Below are 17814 nucleotides of genomic sequence, written 5' to 3' on the forward strand. Positions count from 1 at the left end.
CCGGGCGCACCGCTTCCGCAACGCCACACTGGGCCCGCTCGCGCACGGGACCTCACTGCGGTCGCAGGGGTCTCACGGCGACCGCGTCACGGCCGCCGCACCACCAGCTCCACATTCCGGTCACCCGCACCGCCCGCCATCGCCTCGTGCACGCCCCCGGTCATCCGGGCGGCGAGACCGGGGGCGTTGTAGGACAGTTCGCGGTACAGGGAGGCGAGACCCACCGCCGAGAGATCGCCGATGTCCGTGTGGTGCGGGGCGGCGGATTCGATGAGGGTGCCGAACAGGGAGAGGGTCCCGTCGTGGTTGTCGACGAGCTCCAGGAGCCGGGCGTGGTGCGGATAGTCCACGTGTGAGGCGGTGTTGACCTCCCAGAAGGACCGGGCGGCCGTGGGGTGGGCGTGCGGTGTGACGCGGTTGATGTGACTGTGGCCGTTGATCCATGCCACGACGTTCGGGAACCGGCCGAGCAGCGCGATCAGTTCCTCGCCGTCGTGCCGCCTCTCCTCCGTGCGCCCGGCGTCCGGGCGCCGCGTCATGCTGGGGCTGTGGTGGTGGCTGAAGACCAGGATGTGCGCGTCGTCGGCCCCCGCATTCCGCACCAGCCGCCCGTCCGCGTCGTAATGACGGGCGCTGTGCGCCGCCAACGTCCGCTCCAGCCAGGAGAATTGGTCACTGCCGAGGGACCCTTCGTAGTGACCGCTGCGATAGGTGGTGTCGATGCTGATGCCGATGACCCCGTCCGCCACGGGGAAGGAGTAGTACATCCGCTCGCCGTCCAGATGGTCCTCGCCGTACCCGTGTCCCACCGGCCCCGCTCCGGCGAAGGCCGGGTCCAGGTGTGCGCGCAGGTACTCGTGCGGCGTGAACATGCGCCGGCGCTCGTCGGGCGTCACCGTCCGGGCCCCGGCGGCGTTGCGGCGCAGGATCTCCTTGAGCACGGTGCTCTTGGGGTCGCCGCCGGTATTCAGTACGCGGGCGAGGGCGGCCACGTCCGTATCCGGGACGGAGAACAGCTTCCGCGTCCCGGTGACGTAGTCCCGCAGCACGGGATCCCCCGGCGCCAGGCAGCCGCCCGGCAGATCGTCGTGATTGCCGGGCGTCGAGTACCAGGGAATGCGCAGGCCGGGACTGACCACCGGGCGCAGCGCGGCGTCGAGGTAGCCGGGTATCTGCGGCAGGCCACGCCGCTTGTCCTGGTCGCGCAGGGCCCGCTCCGGGTGCCAGTACAGCGCGAGACCGGAGTCCTGCACGCCCTCGTACGAGAGCGGGTCGCCGGTGTTGGGCGTGATGCGGCCGCCGCTCATGAGGGTCAGGAACCACTCCAGCTCCATCGCGGAGTGGTTGTCGATGTTGTCGCCCGTGGACATGACGAACGCCGGCGGCCGGCCGGTGTGGGGGCCGCCGTCGAGCGCGTTGACCTGCTCGACCAGCGAGACCGAGCCGGCCACGGACAGGGCCTCCTGCGCCCGCCACGACCCCGCCGACCGCGCCCGCAGGAACTCCGTGCGCAACGGGCTCTGGACATCGGCCACATGGAGGTCGGTGAGCTGTACGAAGCACGCCAGCGCGGTGCGCCGGTCCTGGCGCCCGGGCCGCGCGGCGGCCAGCTCGGGCCGGACGACCACCGGCCAGCCGGGGCCGGAGACGATGCGCCGGTAGCCGCTGCCGCCGGCCAGGCGCGCCGTCGTCTCGAGGGTGGTGGCCCCGTACGGTGCCGCCCGCCCGCTACCCGGGCGGGCCGGGGGCGGGGCGGGAGCGGCTCCCGGGGGCGGGGCGGCCGCGGCCGCACTGTCGCGGCGCTGACCCGGCAGCGCCCAGCCGGCCCCGGCTCCGGCGAGCGCGGCGCCGGACGTGAAGAGGAATCGACGACGGTTGGTGGTGGTGTCCATACCGGCCATGAGGCCCTCCGTGCCGTGGGCGGCGTACCGGCCACAGCGGTGTCACCAAGCGGAACATCTCCTTCCGAGAGCGTGTGCGTCCCGCGTGACCGGAAATTGAACGGAGCCGGAATGCGTCACACCCGTCACCTGTCGGTACGGACCGCCGGCATCCTCGTACGGCGGTCCGGGGTGTCCCTCATGACGAGGGTCTGACCTGTCGGACAGACCCGAGGGCGTCCGGGCTCAGACCCGAGCCGTGAAAGGGCACGCCCAGTCGGCCGGCTTGCGTCGGCCCGAGTAGCGCCGGGCCTCGGAGAGCTTCTCGTACTCCACGAGATTGGGGTTGATGTTGCCCTGCAGCTCGATGTCCTGCTTGCGGATCTTCTCCTGCAGCCGGTCCCACAGCCCGGCGGCCTTTATCCGGTCGAACTGGGCGTGAGAGTTGAAGGCGAGCATCGGGAACGGCGGGCGGCGGCCGATGCGGCTGTGCGTCTCGTGCAGCCCGATCACGAAGAACGGGTGCCCGGCGACGCTGTAGGCGAAGGCGCCGGACGAGGGGTCGGGGTCATAGCCGTCGGCCCAGCCGTGCGTGCGGCTGTCATGATCGTGTACGGCCTGCAGCTGCTGCCACATCAGCCGCTCGAACTCGATCTCCGACACCATCAGGGGACCCGAGAAGGTGGCCACGAAGCTGGTGAAGGGCTTGGCGTCCCAGTCCACCGCCGCTACGTAGGCCTGCAGGTCAGCCGCCATCTGCTGGGCGGAATCGTCGTCTCCGAACCACGTGTAATGGTGATGGGTGATCCCACCCTGCCGCCACGCCGAGCGGCCGGCGAGGCAAGGAAACGAGTCGCCGAGCAGGAACTGCCCGACTTCAGTGGCGGCGGAGGCGTGAACCGTCATGTTCGCGAGACCTTAGACCTTTGTTCGGGGGACACAACCCGTGGGGGGACCCCGGCAGTCAAGATCGGGCATGGCCGTTTCGTCAAGCCCGGGGGTCCCGGCCCCCACATCGGGTGACGAGGCATCGCCCCACGTCACCGAGCACCACCCCGCCAAGATCGCTCGCGGGGTGCGCGGCGGCGCAGCCATCGGCCGGTCCCCGGTCGTGGCCGATTGCGGGTTCCGTGTGGTGGCAGGCACTCTTGCGTCATGTCGCACGTAAGGCTGGAAGCCTGGATCGGTGGAGAGTGGCTCGAGGTGGACGCCGTGAGCGTCACCGTGGAGGAGTCCGCGCTCACTCTCTCCTTCGACCGTCAGCGGACCGAGTCCGGGTACCGGGACCTCATCTGGGAGCCGCTGGAGAAGTTTCTCGGCGAGTACCGCGACGAGCCGCTGGTCGTCGTGCCGCTGGGCCGCAACTTGCCCGTGATGTTCGGCCCCGGCGCCGCCGGCCCCTTCCGGCTGGCGGAGATGCCGGACGACTGACCGCGGCCCCGCGACGGCGGCTCCTCCGCGGCGGTGCGGCCGGCTGCCCTTACTGCAGTCCCGTCTGTGCCTTGCTGAACAGTTCGCCCTCGGAGTAGAAGAACACCGCATTGCTGCTGCCGTCCGCGCCGTAGCACGTCCAGGTGACGGGGTAGCCGCGGGTGTCTCCGGCTTCGCTTTCCTGCTGGCAGGTGCTGGCGTACCGGAGCAGGGTCTGCTCGCTGCTGCCGGCCTTGATCTCGTTGAATTCGGCGAGGGTCAGCGGGTCGCTGGTGAGAGCGCTGGCTTTGTATATGCCGACGGCCAGGAGCAGCGTGAGGAGGAAGATGCCGGCTATCGCGCTCTTTTTCACGGGTGGGGCTGTCCTTTTTGCGGGTGGGATGCGGGGAGCTTTGCGGGTGGGATGCGGAGAGCGGGGGGAGGGGCTGCGGGATCGCCCGGCGGCCGTAGCGGTTGCCCCGCGACGGCCGGCCGGTCGCCCACGATGACGGACGGGGCGTCGGCGTGGGTGACGATCCGTCGGTTGGTGGTGCGACGTCACGTTGTCACGTCAGTATGCCGTGACCCGTACCCCGTCCCTTCGACGAAGACCGGCCGGCGCTACGGCGAAGGCAGCAGCCGTGGTTCGATGCGCCGCTCGACGGCCGAGTCGCCGTCGCGCCGGACGATGTACGCGCCCTTTCCCGGAATCTCGGTGACGGCTTCCACGAGTTCCGTTCCGCGGTAGACCAGGCCCACCCCGTCGTCGGTGCAGTGGGTGACGGGCAGCGTGCCGTCCGCGACGAGCCGGTGCACCAGCGGGCGGCGGCCCGCGTCGCTGTCGTAGTGAACGCCGTTCCCGTAGGGCAGGAATCCGAGCGCGTCGGTGAGCGGGCGCAGTTCAGGCCCGAAGGAGTCGGTGGTGCCGCCCTGGAACCAGCAGATGGATCCCGCGCTCACACCGCTGAGCACGACGCCGGCCTCCCACGCGCGGCGGAAGACCGCGTCGAGTTGGTGGACGCGCCACACCGCCAGCAGGTTCGCCACCGAACCGCCCATGACCCAGACCACGTCCTGGTCGAGGACGGCGCCCGCTACGTCCTCGAGGTTCGGCATCGGAAAGAGATGAAGCGGCGTCAGGTCGAACCCGGCCACCCGCGCGGCCTCACCCATCCGCGCGGCGAAGTGCTCGGAATCGCCGATCGCCGTGCCCACGTACATGACGCGGGGCCGGCGGCCGTGGACCCCCGACAGATGGACCGCGTGGTGCACGAGGGCGCCGAAGGTGACCCGGGTCCGGTCTCCGATGCGGTGACCACCCGAGGTGGCGAGGATGGTGGGTTCCGGCGCACTCATGGCCGAAGACCCTACCAAGGGCCCTGTGGTGTGGTGCCTGCCGCGACATGGACGACGAGACAGCCCGACGATGTGGCCCTGCTCCGTACGACGCGGGGATACCCGGTAGCGGAACCGGCGGCCGGTGGCGAAGATCGCGGTATGCGCATTTTCCTGGAGTCCGAGCGGCTCGTGCTGCGCCCGTTCACCGAGGGCGACGCCCACCTCCTGTTCGCCCTGGACAACGCCCCCGGCGTCATGCGCTTCATCAACGGCGGGCGGCCGACGACCCATGAGGCGATCCGGGCGGAGACGCTGCCGCGGTTTCTGCGCGACTACCCGTGCTTCGGGACCCCGTCCTTCGGGACCCGTGGCTACTGGGCCGCGCAGGAGCGGGCCACCGGAGTCTTCGTGGGCTGGTTCGAATTCCGGCCGCTGGACGCCGGCAGCCCCGCCGTGGTCGAACTCGGCTACCGGCTGAACGAGGTTTCCTGGGGCAAGGGCTATGCCACGGAGGGCTCGCGGGCCCTGATCCGTAAGGGGTTCACGGATCTGGGGGTGGAGCGGGTGACGGCGAACACCATGGCCGTCAATGCGCGATCCCGGCGGGTGATGGAGAACGCGGGCCTGACATTCGTCCGGAGCTTCACCGGACAGTGGCCGGAGGCGATCGAGGGTTCCGAGCACGGCGAAGTCGAGTACGAACTCACCCGCGCCGAGTGGGAGGGGCGTCGTCAGGCGGCGCCACCGGCCGCTACCGCGCTTGGGGCGGAAGCCGCCGCCTCCAACTCGACGCCCGCGGCGGGCCGCGACACGCGACGCCCGCGATGATCCGCGGGTCTCCCACCAGCCGCCGGAGAGCCGTGCTTCGCCTGCCGTGCCGCCAGAAGCCGGCCGGTCAGCGACGCGCACGGGCCAGCAAGGCCGCGTGCGGCAACGCCAGCATGCCGTCGTCGTCGGCGAACTCCGAGCCGAGCGCCTCGAAGTGACGCTTGATCTCGGCGCGCTTGCCCGGCGCCTGGCTCTGCACCACCTGCCCGATGGAGGCGACACCCGCCGCGGGACCGCTCCACCATTCCTCGACGCTCGCCCGGTGGTCCCACCGGAGCGTTTCGGTGACCGCATCGCGCAGACCCGCCGACCCCAGCAGATCCGTCAGACCGCGCTCATCACGCGGGAAATCGTCCTCGGGAGCGAGCGACGGCAAGTGGGACGGCCGCACCACGCCCGCGGCGTGAACGGCGCGGCCGAGCAAGGCCTGCCCCGCCGCGGGAGGCGCCGCCCAGATCGTCAGCGCGATCCACCCGCCCGGCCGCACGACGCGGCGCAACTCGGTCAGGGCGACCTTCGGCCGGCCCACGTGGTTCAGCACGAAATTGCCGACGGCGGCATCGAACTCGCCCTCGGCGAAGGGAAGATCGGGCAGCGCGGCGACCCGGACATCGGCCGCGGGCGCCGCCCGGCCGGCCAGTTCGACCATGCTGGGCTCCGCATCCACGGCCGTCACCGTCGCGCCCCGCGCGCACGCGGCAACGGCGACGGTGCCGGGCCCGGTCCCCACATCCAGCAGCCGCACACCGGGCCCCACCGACGCGGCGTCCAGCAACCGCGGCACCGGGTGCGCGCACAGCCTCGCGAAGCTCCGGGCATAGGCGGCAGCCCGTCCCGCCCAGATCAGCCGCTCGCTCTCATCGAACACCGTGACCGCCACCGGTACCCCTCCCGAAGCCACCATGAAGATCGAACGCGGTTGCCGGGACCGTAGCGCACGGCGGTCCCGGTGGCGGGCAGGAGAGGAAAACGGGGCACCATCGTGGCCGGGAACGCACGGTCGCGGTGGTCCGCGGTCCTGGCGGGCGGGTGTTCCTTCGTCAGCAGCGCGACGTCCGCCCTGGCTGCGGCGGTTCACGGCCGGGTGACGTTGCCCAGGGCGGCGCGGATGGTCTCGGTCCGCTGCGCCTTCGGGTGTCGGCGGCCGGTACGCCGCGCGCTGCGCTTCTCAAGGCCGGCTCAAGGCCGACTCAGGGCCGTATCGGTGGCTTCTCAGGGCCGTGAGCCGGCGCGCGGGGCGCGGCGGCGTCGGGAGGGGCGTTCCGGTGGGGTGGCTTCGGGCGGGCCATCGGCGGCGGGGGCCGGTGGCGGGGGGAGGGGCCGGAAGGGGAGTTCGCCGGGGAAGCCGACGCTCAGGGCGAGCTGGCGGCCCGCGAGCCGGCGGGCTTCGGCCAGGGTCAGGGCGGGGTCGCCGGCGACGAGGCGGGTGGCCAGGCCGGTGAGCAGGGCGAGCGCCACGGTGGCCACCTCGTCCGGGACGCAGTCGTGAAAGACGCCCTCGTCCAGCCCGGCCGCCACGGTGGCGGCGAGCGGCTGCATGATCCGGTCGTTGAGCGCCGCGAGGCTGCGGGCGAGTTCGGGGGAGCCGGCGGCCCGCATTTCCAGTTCGGACCACAGACGCCACTCCATGACGTCGTCGTGGGTCAGCGGCAGCCCGAAGTCGATCAGATCGGCGAACCGCTCCGGGGGAGCGGACCGTTGCTCGTCGCCGGTGTGCCGGGCCAGGCGCGCCTCGGCGGTGCTCAGGGACTGCGCGAGCGAGGCGGTCAGCAGCTGGGCGCGGGTGCTGAAGTGGTAGTGGACCAGGGCCGTGGAGGCGCCGGCGCGGCGGGCGATATCGGCGATGCGTACCCCGTCGAAGCCGTCGCGGGCGATCAGCTCCAAGGCCGCTCGCAGGATCCTCTCCCGCCCGTCGTTCGCGCTCATGCGCCGATCCTGTCATACGCCGGGGGATTGAATCCGTGCTGGGCTGACTTTAAAGTCAGCCGCGGCCGGTGACGTCCACCGTCGCCGCGCCGACGGGCGCGCCCACCGCCGCGCGCCCTCCGCTACGGCCCCCAGGGAGATCACATGACCCGCTACGGCCCCATGTTCGGTCCCGACATCACGTTCCTCGGCGTGGACCGGTGCACCCTCGACGAGCCCGCCACCTACCGCGACGCGGATGTCGTCATCGTCGGCGCGCCCTTCGACGGCGGCGTCTGCCACCGCCCCGGCACCCGCTTCGGCCCGATGGCGATCCGCTCCACCGACTACGGCGCCCACGACGGCACCCGGCCCTCCCTCGCCCTGCGCGTCGACGGCCTCAAGGACCTGCGCGTACTGGACGCGGGCGATGTGGAAATGTTCGCCGGCGACATCGAAGGCAGCATCACGGCGATCGAGGAGGCGGTGACCGCCATCGCCGCATCCGGCGCGGTGCCGATCGTGCTCGGCGGCGACCACACCATCGCCCTTCCCGACATCACGGGCGTCGCCCGCCACCACGGCTTCGGCCGGGTCTCGGTGATCCACTTCGACGCCCATGCCGACACCGGCGACATCGAGTTCGGCCATCTGCACGGACACGGCCAGCCCATGCGCCGCCTCATAGAATCCGGCGCGGCGCGCGGCGACCGCTTCCTCCAGATGGGGCTGCGCGGCTACTGGCCGGGCCCCGAAACCCTGGATTGGATGGCCGACCAGAAGATGCGCTCGTACGAGATGAGCGAGATCGTCTCGCGCGGCCTCGACATCTGTCTGGAAGAGGCCATGACCCTGGCCCTCGACGACTGCGACGCCGTGTTCCTCTCGGTCGACGTCGATGTTGTCGACCCGGGCATGGCCCCCGGCACCGGAACGCCCGAACCGGGCGGCCTCACCTCCCGCCAACTCCTCGACGCCGTCCGCAGACTGTGCCTGGAGCTCCCCATCGCGGGTGTTGACGTCGTCGAGGTCTCGCCGCCGTACGACCACGCCGACATCACGGCCTACCTCGGCAACCGGATCGTCCTCGAGGCGCTGTCCGGGATGGCCGCCCGCAGGCGGGGCGACACCTGGAACCCCTCCCGCCCCTTGCTGGACGGCCGGGGGACCCGCCCTGCCGCGGCGCGGACCGACTGACCGCGCGGCGGCGCCGAACAGCCGCCCGACCAGCGGGCGGCTGTCCTGTAGTGGCGCTCTGTTCAGCTCTGTTCAGCTCCGTTCCGGTGCCGCGGTGCCGGTGGCCGGGTCGGGTACGGCCTGCTCGGTTACGGCGTCGAGGGGTCGGCGTCCGCCCGTTCCACGACGGAGATCGCTCCGGCGGGGCAGAGCCCGGCGGCGTCGCGGGCGGCCGCACGGTGTTCGTGCGGCGGCCGGGGGAGCAGCAGCAGAACCCGGCCGTCCGCGGCGTCCTGGTCGAAGACCTCGGGAGCGGTCAGGGCGCACATGCCGGCGCCGCAGCAGCGCTCACGGTCGACGTGCAGTTCCATCGCTCTACACCTCGTCCCAGGTGACCGGCAGCGCGTGCACGCCGTAGATGCTCGACTTGGTGCGCAGCGGTACCTCCTCGGGCGGCACGGCCAGCCGCAGCGACGGGAACCGGGTGAGGAGCGCGGGCAGGGCCACGCGCATCTCGACGCGGGCCAGCTGCTGGCCGAGGCACTGGTGCATGCCGTGGCCGAAGCCCAGATGCCCGGTGGCCTTGCGGTGCACGTCGAGGGCGTCGGGGTCGGGGAACCGCTCCGGGTCGCGGTTGGCGGCCTGGAGAGAGAGGGTGACCGACTCGCCGGCCTTGATCAGCTGACCGTCCAGTTCGACGTCTTCCAACGCCGCCCGTATCCCGGTGTCGGCGATGGTCAGATAGCGCATCAGCTCGTCGACGGCCCGGTCGGCCAGGCCCGGATCACCGCGCAGGGCGGCGAGCTGCTCCGGGTTGCTCAGCAGCGCGAAGGTGCCCAGGGCGAGCATGTTGGCGGTGGTGTCGAGTCCGGCACCCAGCAGGAAGGTGCCGATCCCGGCCAGCTCCTCGTCGGTGAGATCGCTGCTGGTCAGGTCGCTGAGCAGATCGTCGGTGGGCGCGGCCCGCTTGGCCAGGACCAGCTCGTGCAGGATTTCCTGGAGCGCGGTGTAGGCGGCCGCCTGGTCCTCCAGGCTGACGCTCCGGTCGGTCACCGTGAACGTATGGCGCTGGAAGACGTCCCGGTCGTCGGCGGGCACACCCAGCAGTTCGCAGATCATCAGCGAGGGGATGGGCTGTGCGTACGCCTCCACGAGGTCCAGCGGGCCGCCTCGGCGCTCCATGGCGTCGAGGTGCCCGGCGCTGATCTGCTCTACGCGTGCGGTCAGTTCGCGCATCCGGCGGACGGTGAACTTGCCCATGAGCAGCCGTCGGAAGCGGGTGTGCTCGGGCGCGTCGATCCCGGTCATGTCGCCGACCGGCGCCGGAGGCAGCTGTGCGGGCGCTCCCTGCATCGGGAGGTGCATCAGCTCGTACCGGGAACTGAAGCGGGAGTCACCGAGGATCGCGCGGACCACGGAGTGGCCGGTGGCCAGCCAGCCCAGGTGCCCGTCGGGGTAGCGCATCCGGCGGAGGGGCTGCTCCTCGCGCAGCCGTGCCAGCTCGGCGGGCGGGTCGAAGGGACAGCCCGTGGGGCGGGCCGTCGGGAACTCGGAGAGCGGTGCCGCCTCCTGGGCGTCGCGCTCGGGGGCGGGTGTCAGCGGTTCGTTGTGCATGGTGTCCTCCGGTGGGAAGCGACGTGCGTGAACGGTGACGTGCGTGGACGGTGAGGTGCGGGGAAGGTGAGGTGCCGGGTGGGGCCAAGCGGCTCGTGCGGTGGGCCTGTCAGCCCTTGGCGCTGCGGCCGAAGGCCGCACGGGCCCACAGGTAGCCGACCAGCGTGAGGCCGACGCACCAGGCGAGCGCGATGAGGGCGCTGTTGCCGATCTCCGTGCCCATCAGCAGGCCGCGCAGTGTCTCGATGACGGGTGTGAAGGGCTGGTACTCGGCGAACCAGCGGAGCCCGGTGGGCATCGAGTCTGTGGGGACGATCGCGCTGCCGAGGAAGGGCAGAAACGTCAGCGGCATGGGCATGTTGCTGGCGGTCTCGACGTTCTTGGCCACCAGCCCCATCGCGGCCGCCATCCAGGTGAGCGCCAGGACGAGCAGGGCGAGGACGCCGGCGGCCGCGATCCACTCCACGGGCGTGGCGCTGGGCCGGAAGCCCATCAGGAGGGCGATGCCGACGACGACGGCGATGCTGAACAGCGTCTGGATGACGCTGCCGACGACATGTCCGGTCAGGAACGCAGCGCGGGAGATCGACATGGTGCGGAACCGATTGACGATGCCCTCGGTCATGTCGGAACAGACACTGACGGCCACGGCCACCGCGCCGGAGGTCGCGGCCATCAGGATGATGCCGGGTGCGACATAGTCGATGTACGCGCCGCCGCCGGTGGACCGGCCACCGATGCCGCTGCCCAGTGCACCCCCGAAGGCATAGTTGAACAGCAGCAGCATCATGACGGGCATGGCGACGACCGAGACCGTCATCGAGGGGTAGCGCATGGCGTGCTTGAGGTTGCGCCGCAGCATCGTCATCGAGTCTCTGGCGGCGTAGGACAGGGTGGTCATCGGGCGTTCTCCTTCGGCGAGTTGGCCGCGGCACCGGTCCGGGGCCGGCCGGTGAGGGTGAGGAAGACATCGTCGAGATCGGGGGTGTGCACCGTGAGCGCCTCCGCCTCGATCGACGCGTCGTCGAGGCCGTCGAGGACGGCGCGCAGGGCGGGGATGCCGCCGTCGCTGGGGAGATGCAGGGTGAGCGACTCGCTGTCGTACGCCGTGGAACCGAAGAGGGCGGCGGCCGATTCGAGGCGATGCGTGTCGGCGAAGCGGAGGCGGATGTGGCCGCCGGGGATCAGGCGCTTGAGCTCTTGCGCGGTGCCCTCGGCGATCAGCTTGCCGTGGTCCAACAGGGCGATGCGGTCGGCGAGTTGGTCGGCCTCCTCGAGGTACTGGGTGGTCAGGAAGATGGTGACGCCTTCGTCGTCGACCAGGCTTCGGATGATCTCCGACATGGTGCGGCGGCTGCGCGGGTCGAGACCGGTGGTCGGCTCGTCGAGGAAGATGACGCGCGGTTTGCCGACCAGGGTCATCGCGAGGTCGAGCTTGCGCCGCATACCGCCCGAGAAGGTGGCGACGGACTTCCTGGCCGCCTCGGTCAGCTCGAAGCGGCGCAGCAGCTCGGCGGCGCGCCGCCTGCCTTCGCGCCGGGGCAGATGGAGCAGGTCCGCCATCAGCAGCAGGTTCTCCTCGGCGGTGAGGAGGTTGTCCAACGCCGCGAACTGCCCGGTGACGCCGATCGAGGCGCGTACGGCAGCGGGCCGCCGGGCGAGATCGTGGCCCGCGACGTATGCCTCGCCGGCGTCTGCGTCCGCGGAGATGAGCGTGGAAAGGATCTGAACGGTGGTGGTCTTGCCGGCGCCGTTGGGCCCGAGCAGCGCGAAGATCGTCCCCTCGGGGATGCGCAGGTCGATGCCGTCGAGCACCAGTTTGTCGCCGTACGACTTCCGCAGCCCGGTGGCGGATATCGCCGGCCCGGTGGCGGTCGCGGTCGCTGCGGTCATGGCAGCCATGTCTCGTGGTCTCTTTTCTGCTGTGGACGGTGACGGCGCTGCGGCTGCGTGCCGTGGTGGGTCAGGGGCGGCGGATTGCGATGTCGCCGAGCTCGGTGCGGGCGCGCACCTCGACCGTCTCGTCGGAGCGTGTGGGCCCTGGGACGGACCGACGGAGATCGGCTCGGGGGTGCCGCATTCGGGCATGGCTGTCTCGTCCTCTTGACGTAGGTGTGAATTCCCGCTGGTCGGGCGGGTGGTGAGAAGAGGGCCGGTCGGCCGGTCGGTCGCGCGATCGGATGCCGTGGTGCTCCGGCTGTGCGGGGCCGCCGCTAGCGGAACCGGCCCGTGAAGCTCTGTCCGCTCGCTTCCGCGGCGGCGGCGAGCTCGGCGCGGAGTTCGTCGACGTAGGGGGTGAGGTCCATGGCCCCACAATGGCATCACTTTGGCGCCATGACAAGTGTCGATGGCGCAACCTTGGGGGCAAGGGGGTCGTGAAGTGTCGGCAGCAGGGCGGTGAACTGCGGTTTTGTGCCGGTGATTTCGGGTCGAGCGACGGTGGTGCCATCACGGTGCCGAATGGTGTCACTTCGGCGTCGTGAGTCTTCGGTCCGCGCGGCTGTGGCCTCCGCGGGGCGCCGGGGGTGCCGCACCTCAAGGTCTTGACGGCTCGAAAAAACATTCGGCTGACGGAGGCGGGCGCTGCTATGTTGCGGAAGTGGCGAAACTCAATCAGATCATTGCCGTGGAGAAGGGCATCAAGTCCAAGACTCATCAGGATTTGACGGCCGCTCACCACGGGTTGCAGAAGCCCGCGCTCCTGGCCGGAATCTCCCGTACGTATCAGCCCAAGGACGAAGAGGGCGAGCAACTGCCACCCGAGGCGACGCGGGTGCAGGTGAAGGCCGAGGACGTGCTCCGCGATACGGCCGCGACGCTGACGCGGCTGTTTGATGTGACCGCCACCAAGGACTGGGCCAACTGCACGGCGCGCGCCGATGTGAAGGTGGAGGGGCGGACGCTCCTCAGTCAGGTGCCGGTCTCGTATCTGCTGTTCCTTGAAAAGCAGCTCACCGATGTGAACACCTTTATACGGAAACTGCCGGTGCTGGACGCTTCCGAGTCCTGGGTCCAGGATCCCTCGACGGATGCCTGGAAGACCGAGCCGGTCAGGACCGTGCGGACCAAGAAGGTGCCCCGCAACCACGTGAAGGCGGAGGCCACCGACAAGCATCCGGCGCAGGTGGATGTGTACTACGAGGATGTCCCGGTCGGTTACTGGACGACCGTGAAGTTCTCCGGTGCGCTGCCCGCACGGCGGGTGAACGAACTGCTGGACAGGGTGGAGAAGTTGCAGCAGGCGGTAAAATTCGCCCGTGAAGAGGCGAATGGCGCCGAGGTCACCGACGAACGCGTGGGTGAGGTCGTCTTCGGCTACCTGTTCGGGTAGCGTCCATAACTCCCCGGGCGCTTTGATTCGTCCGGGGTGCGCGAGGAGCGCAAGCTGAAACTGAAGTTTGTCGTGACGAATGCGGTTTCCAGTGGAGGTTCAAGTCCTCCCCGCGGCACTTACGGGCCGCGGTAGCCCAACTCGGCAGAGGCGGACCGCAATCAATCTCAGACTCTTGCTCCAGTCTCAGTAGTCGCCACCGATCGCCGGATCGACCGGGCCGGGCCCGGTCGTCGGATGCCGGTTCAAGTCCGGCCCGTGCAGCTCTTTTGCCGATGCGCGGTAGTTCAAAGGCAGAACACGACGACATGATGACTGACCCGCGCTCTCCACCGTGCCGGCGTGTGCAATGCGGTGGCATCACAGGGCTCGGGGGCAGGCTACGCCCCCGGGCCCGCTCCTTTTCCCGGCACGCCGCCGCGCTTTCCCGCCGTGACCGCCGCTACCCCAAGGTCCGGTCGAGGTTGAACGCCGCGCTGATGAGCGCGAGATGGGTGAAAGCCTGCGGGAAGTTGCCTATCTGTTCGCCGGTGCGGCCGATTTCTTCGGCGTAGAGGCCGAGGTGATTGGCGTAGGTGAGCATTTTCTCGAAGGCCAGCCGGGCTTCGTCCACGCGGCCGGCGCGGGAGAGGGCTTCGACGTACCAGAAGGAGCAGATGGAGAAGGTGCCTTCTTCTCCGCGCAGTCCGTCGGGGCTGCTCTTGGGGTCGTAGCGGTAGACCAGCGAATCGGAGACCAGCTCCTCACCCAGCGTTTCCAGCGTGGCGAGCCATTTCGGGTCGGTGGGGGAGATGAATTTCGCCAGCGGCATCATCAGCACGGCGGCGTCCAGGACCTCGTCGCCTTCGTGCTGGACGAATGCCTTTCGCTCGGGGGACCAGCCGCGTTGCATGATCCGGCGGTAGATCGCGTCGCGCGTGCCCGCCCAGCGCGGCATGTCCGCCGGCAGACCGCGGTGGGTCGCGATCCGTATCGCCCGTTCGATCGCCACCCAGCACATCAGCTGCGAGTAGAGGAAGTTCTGGATTTTTCCGCGGGTCTCCCATATCCCCTCGTCGGGCTGGTCCCAGTTGGCGCAGACCCAGTCGACGAGTTTTCCGACGGTGTCCCAGTGATCGCTGGAGAGCGGCTCGCCCCATTTGTCGTAGAGATAGAGGGAGTCGATGAGGGCACCGTAGATATCGAGCTGCAGCTGATTGACGGCGTTGTTGCCGATCCGGACGGGCGCGGAGCCGAGATGCCCTTCGAGGTGGAGGAGTTCTTCCTCGGGCAGTTCGCTGCGGCCGTCGATGCCGTACATGATCTGTAGCGGGCCGCCGCTGCCGTGACTCAGGCAGATTTCCTCGGACAGGAAATGCACAAAGGCCTTGGCCTCGTCGGTGAAGCCGAGCCTGAGCAGGGCGTAGATGCAGAAGGCGGCGTCTCGCACCCATACATAGCGGTAGTCCCAGTTGCGCTCGCCGCCGATCTGTTCGGGGAGACCGGTCGTGGGAGCGGCCACGATGGCGCCGGTCGGCGCGTAGGTGAGGAGTTTGAGCGTGAGCGCCGAGCGGTGCACCATCTCCCGCCATCGTCCCCGGTAGCGCGACTGCGACAGCCAGGTGCGCCAGTACCGCACCGTGGCGCCGAACAGTTCTTCCGCCTCCAGCACCGCACAGGAACGCGGCTGGACGCCGTCGCCGATCCGGTCGAGCGCGAAGACGGCCGACTCGCCCTCCGCCAGGGTGAAGGAGGCCCGCGCGTCGACGCCGTCGGTTTCGACCGGGACGCTGGACGTCAGCGCGAGGGAGAGGTCGGGGGAGCGGAAGAGGGTCTGGCCTTGCTGGGTGCCGACCGTGTGGGCGTGCCGGCCGTAGTCGAAGCGGGGCGCCACACGGGCGGTGAACGGCAGCGACCCGCGTACGCACAGCACCCGCCGGATCAGGCGGTGCCGGTCCGCCTCACGCGAGTCGTCGACGATCGGCATGAAGTCCTGGACCTCGCCCACACCGTTGTCGGCGAAGAAGCGGGTGATCAGGATGTTGGTGTCGGGGAAGTAGAACTGCTTGGTGCGCGCGGGCACATCCGGGGCGAGTTCGAAGGCGCCACCGCGGTCCGCGTCGAGGAGGGCCGCGAAGACGCTGGGCGCGTCGAAGCGGGTGCAGCAGTACCAGTCGATGGTGCCGTTCGTGCCGACCAGGGCGGCCGTGCGCATGTCCCCGATCAGCCCGTGCTCGGCGATGGGGGTGTAGCGGGGAGCGTCCGCTTTACGGGGGCGGAGGCTTTCGCAGGTGGTCATGTGACCTCCCCGGCGTGGGGGCAGAGCGCTGGATTCAGGGTACCTCCGGGGGTGGGGTGGCGAGGGGCGAGAACGGGGCTCCGGGGGTGCCTGAGGGGCGCCGTGTCAGGGGGATGTCCCCGCGCCGGCGCGTTCCTGGGCGGCCGCGGCTTGTGTGTCGTTGCCGAGGTGCTCTTCGAGGCGGGCCTGGGCCGACCAGTTGTACGGGCACAAGGGGCGAAGCTGGATGCGTTCGCTCAGCAGCGTCCGGGCGAGGTCGGCGTGGCCGGCGCGGAGGGCCGCCTCAACGAGGGTGCGCTGGACGGCGTCCCGCTGGGCGTGACTGCCGCCGAAGGTGTGGAGGCGGTGCCGCAGCGGCAGCAGCAGATCGGCGGCCCGCTCCCAGTCCCGCCGGCCGTAGGCGATCAGCGCGCGGCAGACCGGCAGGCCGATGTCGGTGGTCATGGCGCGATTGGTGACACTGGGTGCCGCGCCGGCCACCCACTGCTGACGGTCACCTACCAGGCGCTCGGCCTGGGTGAGGCGGCCCGCCCCCACGTACGCCATCACGGCGTGCACGTCGTTGAAGGCGTAGTGGGCGCCGTCCTGGCGGCCTTCCCAGGCGTCGGCGAGCCGCGCCCACCGTGCGCTCTGGTCGTTCCCCGCCAGGTGGAGCCGCCACAGCAGGGCGGCGGCGTCCAGGAGCTGCATCGCCGCGCCCGGCGAGGCGTCGTGGTGGATGGCGCGGTCGTAGATCTCCAGCACGCGGGCGGTGTCGCCCCGCTCCAGGGAGTAGAGGGCGTAGTGCCACCAGTTGTGGACGGTGAGCAGGGTGCCGGCCGCCCAGTCGTCGGTCCGGGCGTCAAGGAAGCGGATGCCGTCCGTGAAACGGTCCCGCATCTCGTAGGTGTGCACCGCGGCGTGGATTCCCCAGACGTCGCGCGGGTGCTGGGCGAGCGCCGCCAGGGCGGCATCCTCGGCGCGTTCGTAGTGCCCGGTCTCCTCCAGGCCGAACGCGTACATGCCCAGCAGCGGGCCGTGATGGCGGTCGTCGTCGCTCCAGGCGCCCAGCGCTCCACCGATGCGGTCGCGCAGGCGCGGGGCATTGCCGGTGAGGAAGTCGATCTGATGCCCCACGAAGAGCGCCAGCGCGTCGCGGGGGTAGGCGACGGTGAGGTCTTCCAGGAGGCGGCCGGCGCCGTGGATGTCCCCGTCCAGGCAGGCGGTGACGGCGGCGAGGTGCATCCGCTCGCGTCGGGTGGGGGCACCCTCGTCGAGGCCGGAGCGGAAGCGCGCGAACGCCTCCCGGGCGGCGGCCGCGTCCTTCTCCTCGGTACCCAGCACTCCCAGGTACGCGCCCAGGGCCTGTCCCATGACCGACCTCGGCGAGGCGGCGAGCGCCGCCTGTGCGCTCCGCACGACCTCGGGCCGGAAGAACAGCAGGTCGTCGAGGGCCTGTTCGTAGTGAGCGGCGGCCTCGGCGCCGGTGTCGCTCATGCGGTGCCCGTGACGGTCCGCTGTCATAGGTTGCTCCCGGGGTGGCGATTGCGGGCGGGGCCGGCAGGAGGAGCGCCGTGCGTGCCGTCGCCACCGTCGCGCCGCGGCGCTCGCTCGCCGTCCCTGTGCTGTTCCATCGTGGCCAACCGGCGGCGCCGCGGAAAGAGCGACTCGGGCGCCACGGCGGAATCCCTCATTCGTGTCGGCCTGCTCGGGGGAGCAGGGTCCCCCCGAGTAACCGCCTGCCTGTGGCGGGAGGCAGGGGCGACCGGTGGCAAGCGGGAGAGATCGACTTCCCCGACGGGTATGCGGATCCCGACGGCGCCGACTGGCTGTTCCAGCCGCTGACCACACCGACGCCGGAAGCATTCAAGGAGTTCGCCGAGGACTACTACGAGACGACGGTGGACCTCGACGCGGTGCGCCGCGTGTACGACCTTCGCCCACTCAACCGGCGGACGGTCCGCGCGCTGAACGCCACAACGTCCCTGAAGGCCGTCGCAGCCGCGGCCGTCGGGATCGGCCATCCGACGGATGCCGAACTGCCGGACCGACGGCCCCACGGGGACTGACCTCTG

Annotated in this window: 17 protein-coding genes; 5 read left to right on the forward strand and 12 right to left on the reverse strand. The window is 70.5% G+C overall.

Features of this window, described 5'->3' with window-relative positions:
- Positions 1–86 precede the first annotated feature (86 nt).
- Both ACIRPT_RS23440 and gntA read right to left on the reverse strand, forming a co-directional pair.
- A complete protein-coding gene (locus ACIRPT_RS23440) occupies positions 87–1901 on the reverse strand; it encodes a TIGR03767 family metallophosphoesterase (RefSeq protein WP_403830082.1) in 1815 nt (604 codons plus the stop codon).
- A 225-nt stretch (positions 1902–2126) separates the two neighbouring features.
- A complete protein-coding gene (gene gntA / locus ACIRPT_RS23445; protein WP_403508903.1) occupies positions 2127–2786 on the reverse strand; it encodes a guanitoxin biosynthesis heme-dependent pre-guanitoxin N-hydroxylase GntA in 660 nt (219 codons plus the stop codon).
- A gap of 249 nt (positions 2787–3035) precedes the next feature.
- Between gntA and ACIRPT_RS23450 the strand changes: the two genes are divergently transcribed.
- Complete coding sequence (locus tag ACIRPT_RS23450; RefSeq protein ID WP_403508901.1) at positions 3036–3311, forward strand: hypothetical protein; 276 nt, start codon at positions 3036–3038, stop codon at positions 3309–3311.
- 49 nt (positions 3312–3360) lie between these two features.
- Here the strand turns inward: ACIRPT_RS23450 and ACIRPT_RS23455 are convergent, their stop codons facing one another.
- Positions 3361–3663: a hypothetical protein gene (locus ACIRPT_RS23455; RefSeq protein ID WP_403830085.1), complete on the reverse strand. Its 303-nt coding sequence runs from the start codon at positions 3661–3663 to the stop codon at positions 3361–3363.
- A gap of 248 nt (positions 3664–3911) precedes the next feature.
- Positions 3912–4646 (reverse strand): Type 1 glutamine amidotransferase-like domain-containing protein, encoded by a 735-nt coding sequence (locus ACIRPT_RS23460; RefSeq protein ID WP_403830088.1) that lies wholly within the window; start codon positions 4644–4646, stop codon positions 3912–3914.
- Between the two features lie 141 nt (positions 4647–4787).
- Here ACIRPT_RS23460 and ACIRPT_RS23465 point away from each other — a divergent pair, with 141 nt between their 5' ends.
- Positions 4788–5456 carry a GNAT family N-acetyltransferase gene (locus ACIRPT_RS23465; protein ID WP_403830091.1) on the forward strand — a complete coding sequence of 223 codons (669 nt, stop codon included), beginning with the start codon at positions 4788–4790 and terminating at the stop codon, positions 5454–5456.
- Positions 5457–5523: 67 nt separating this feature from the next.
- Here the strand turns inward: ACIRPT_RS23465 and ACIRPT_RS23470 are convergent, their stop codons facing one another.
- Positions 5524–6360 carry a class I SAM-dependent methyltransferase gene (locus ACIRPT_RS23470; protein WP_403830094.1) on the reverse strand — a complete coding sequence of 279 codons (837 nt, stop codon included), beginning with the start codon at positions 6358–6360 and terminating at the stop codon, positions 5524–5526.
- A gap of 308 nt (positions 6361–6668) precedes the next feature.
- Complete coding sequence (locus ACIRPT_RS23475; RefSeq protein ID WP_403830096.1) at positions 6669–7382, reverse strand: TetR/AcrR family transcriptional regulator; 714 nt, start codon at positions 7380–7382, stop codon at positions 6669–6671.
- 144 nt (positions 7383–7526) lie between these two features.
- Here ACIRPT_RS23475 and speB point away from each other — a divergent pair, with 144 nt between their 5' ends.
- Positions 7527–8558, forward strand: coding sequence for an agmatinase (gene speB, locus ACIRPT_RS23480; RefSeq protein ID WP_403830098.1), 1032 nt, complete (start codon positions 7527–7529; stop codon positions 8556–8558).
- 128 nt (positions 8559–8686) lie between these two features.
- On the opposite strand, the gene ACIRPT_RS23485 is transcribed toward speB, so the two are convergent.
- From ACIRPT_RS23485 to ACIRPT_RS23500, 4 genes are all read right to left on the reverse strand, one after another.
- Positions 8687–8908, reverse strand: a complete 222-nt coding sequence (locus ACIRPT_RS23485) for a ferredoxin (protein WP_403830101.1) — start codon at positions 8906–8908, stop codon at positions 8687–8689.
- Between the two features lie 4 nt (positions 8909–8912).
- Entirely contained in the window at positions 8913–10151 is a 1239-nt protein-coding gene (locus ACIRPT_RS23490; protein WP_403830103.1) for a cytochrome P450, read from the reverse strand.
- 109 nt (positions 10152–10260) lie between these two features.
- Positions 10261–11052, reverse strand: coding sequence for an ABC transporter permease (locus tag ACIRPT_RS23495; protein ID WP_403830105.1), 792 nt, complete (start codon positions 11050–11052; stop codon positions 10261–10263).
- Positions 11049–12053 carry an ATP-binding cassette domain-containing protein gene (locus ACIRPT_RS23500; protein ID WP_403830108.1) on the reverse strand — a complete coding sequence of 335 codons (1005 nt, stop codon included), beginning with the start codon at positions 12051–12053 and terminating at the stop codon, positions 11049–11051. The genes ACIRPT_RS23495 and ACIRPT_RS23500 overlap by 4 nt, the downstream gene beginning before the upstream one ends.
- Positions 12054–12750: 697 nt before the next feature.
- Between ACIRPT_RS23500 and ACIRPT_RS23505 the strand changes: the two genes are divergently transcribed.
- Positions 12751–13482: a hypothetical protein gene (locus ACIRPT_RS23505; protein WP_403830111.1), complete on the forward strand. Its 732-nt coding sequence runs from the start codon at positions 12751–12753 to the stop codon at positions 13480–13482.
- A 442-nt stretch (positions 13483–13924) separates the two neighbouring features.
- Here ACIRPT_RS23505 and ACIRPT_RS23510 read toward each other — a convergent pair whose 3' ends face one another.
- Positions 13925–15760, reverse strand: a complete 1836-nt coding sequence (locus ACIRPT_RS23510) for a glycoside hydrolase family 15 protein (RefSeq protein ID WP_403830114.1) — start codon at positions 15758–15760, stop codon at positions 13925–13927.
- A gap of 105 nt (positions 15761–15865) precedes the next feature.
- Positions 15866–17263: a tetratricopeptide repeat protein gene (locus ACIRPT_RS23515; protein WP_403830117.1), complete on the reverse strand. Its 1398-nt coding sequence runs from the start codon at positions 17261–17263 to the stop codon at positions 15866–15868.
- A 221-nt stretch (positions 17264–17484) separates the two neighbouring features.
- On the opposite strand from ACIRPT_RS23515, the gene ACIRPT_RS23520 reads away from it, so the two are divergent.
- Positions 17485–17808: a hypothetical protein gene (locus tag ACIRPT_RS23520; protein ID WP_403830119.1), complete on the forward strand. Its 324-nt coding sequence runs from the start codon at positions 17485–17487 to the stop codon at positions 17806–17808.
- The last annotated feature ends 6 nt before the right edge of the window (positions 17809–17814 follow it).

Source organism: Streptomyces sp. NPDC101227, from assembly GCF_044767545.1.
In the GTDB taxonomy this organism is placed as follows: Bacteria; Actinomycetota; Actinomycetes; order Streptomycetales; family Streptomycetaceae; genus Streptomyces.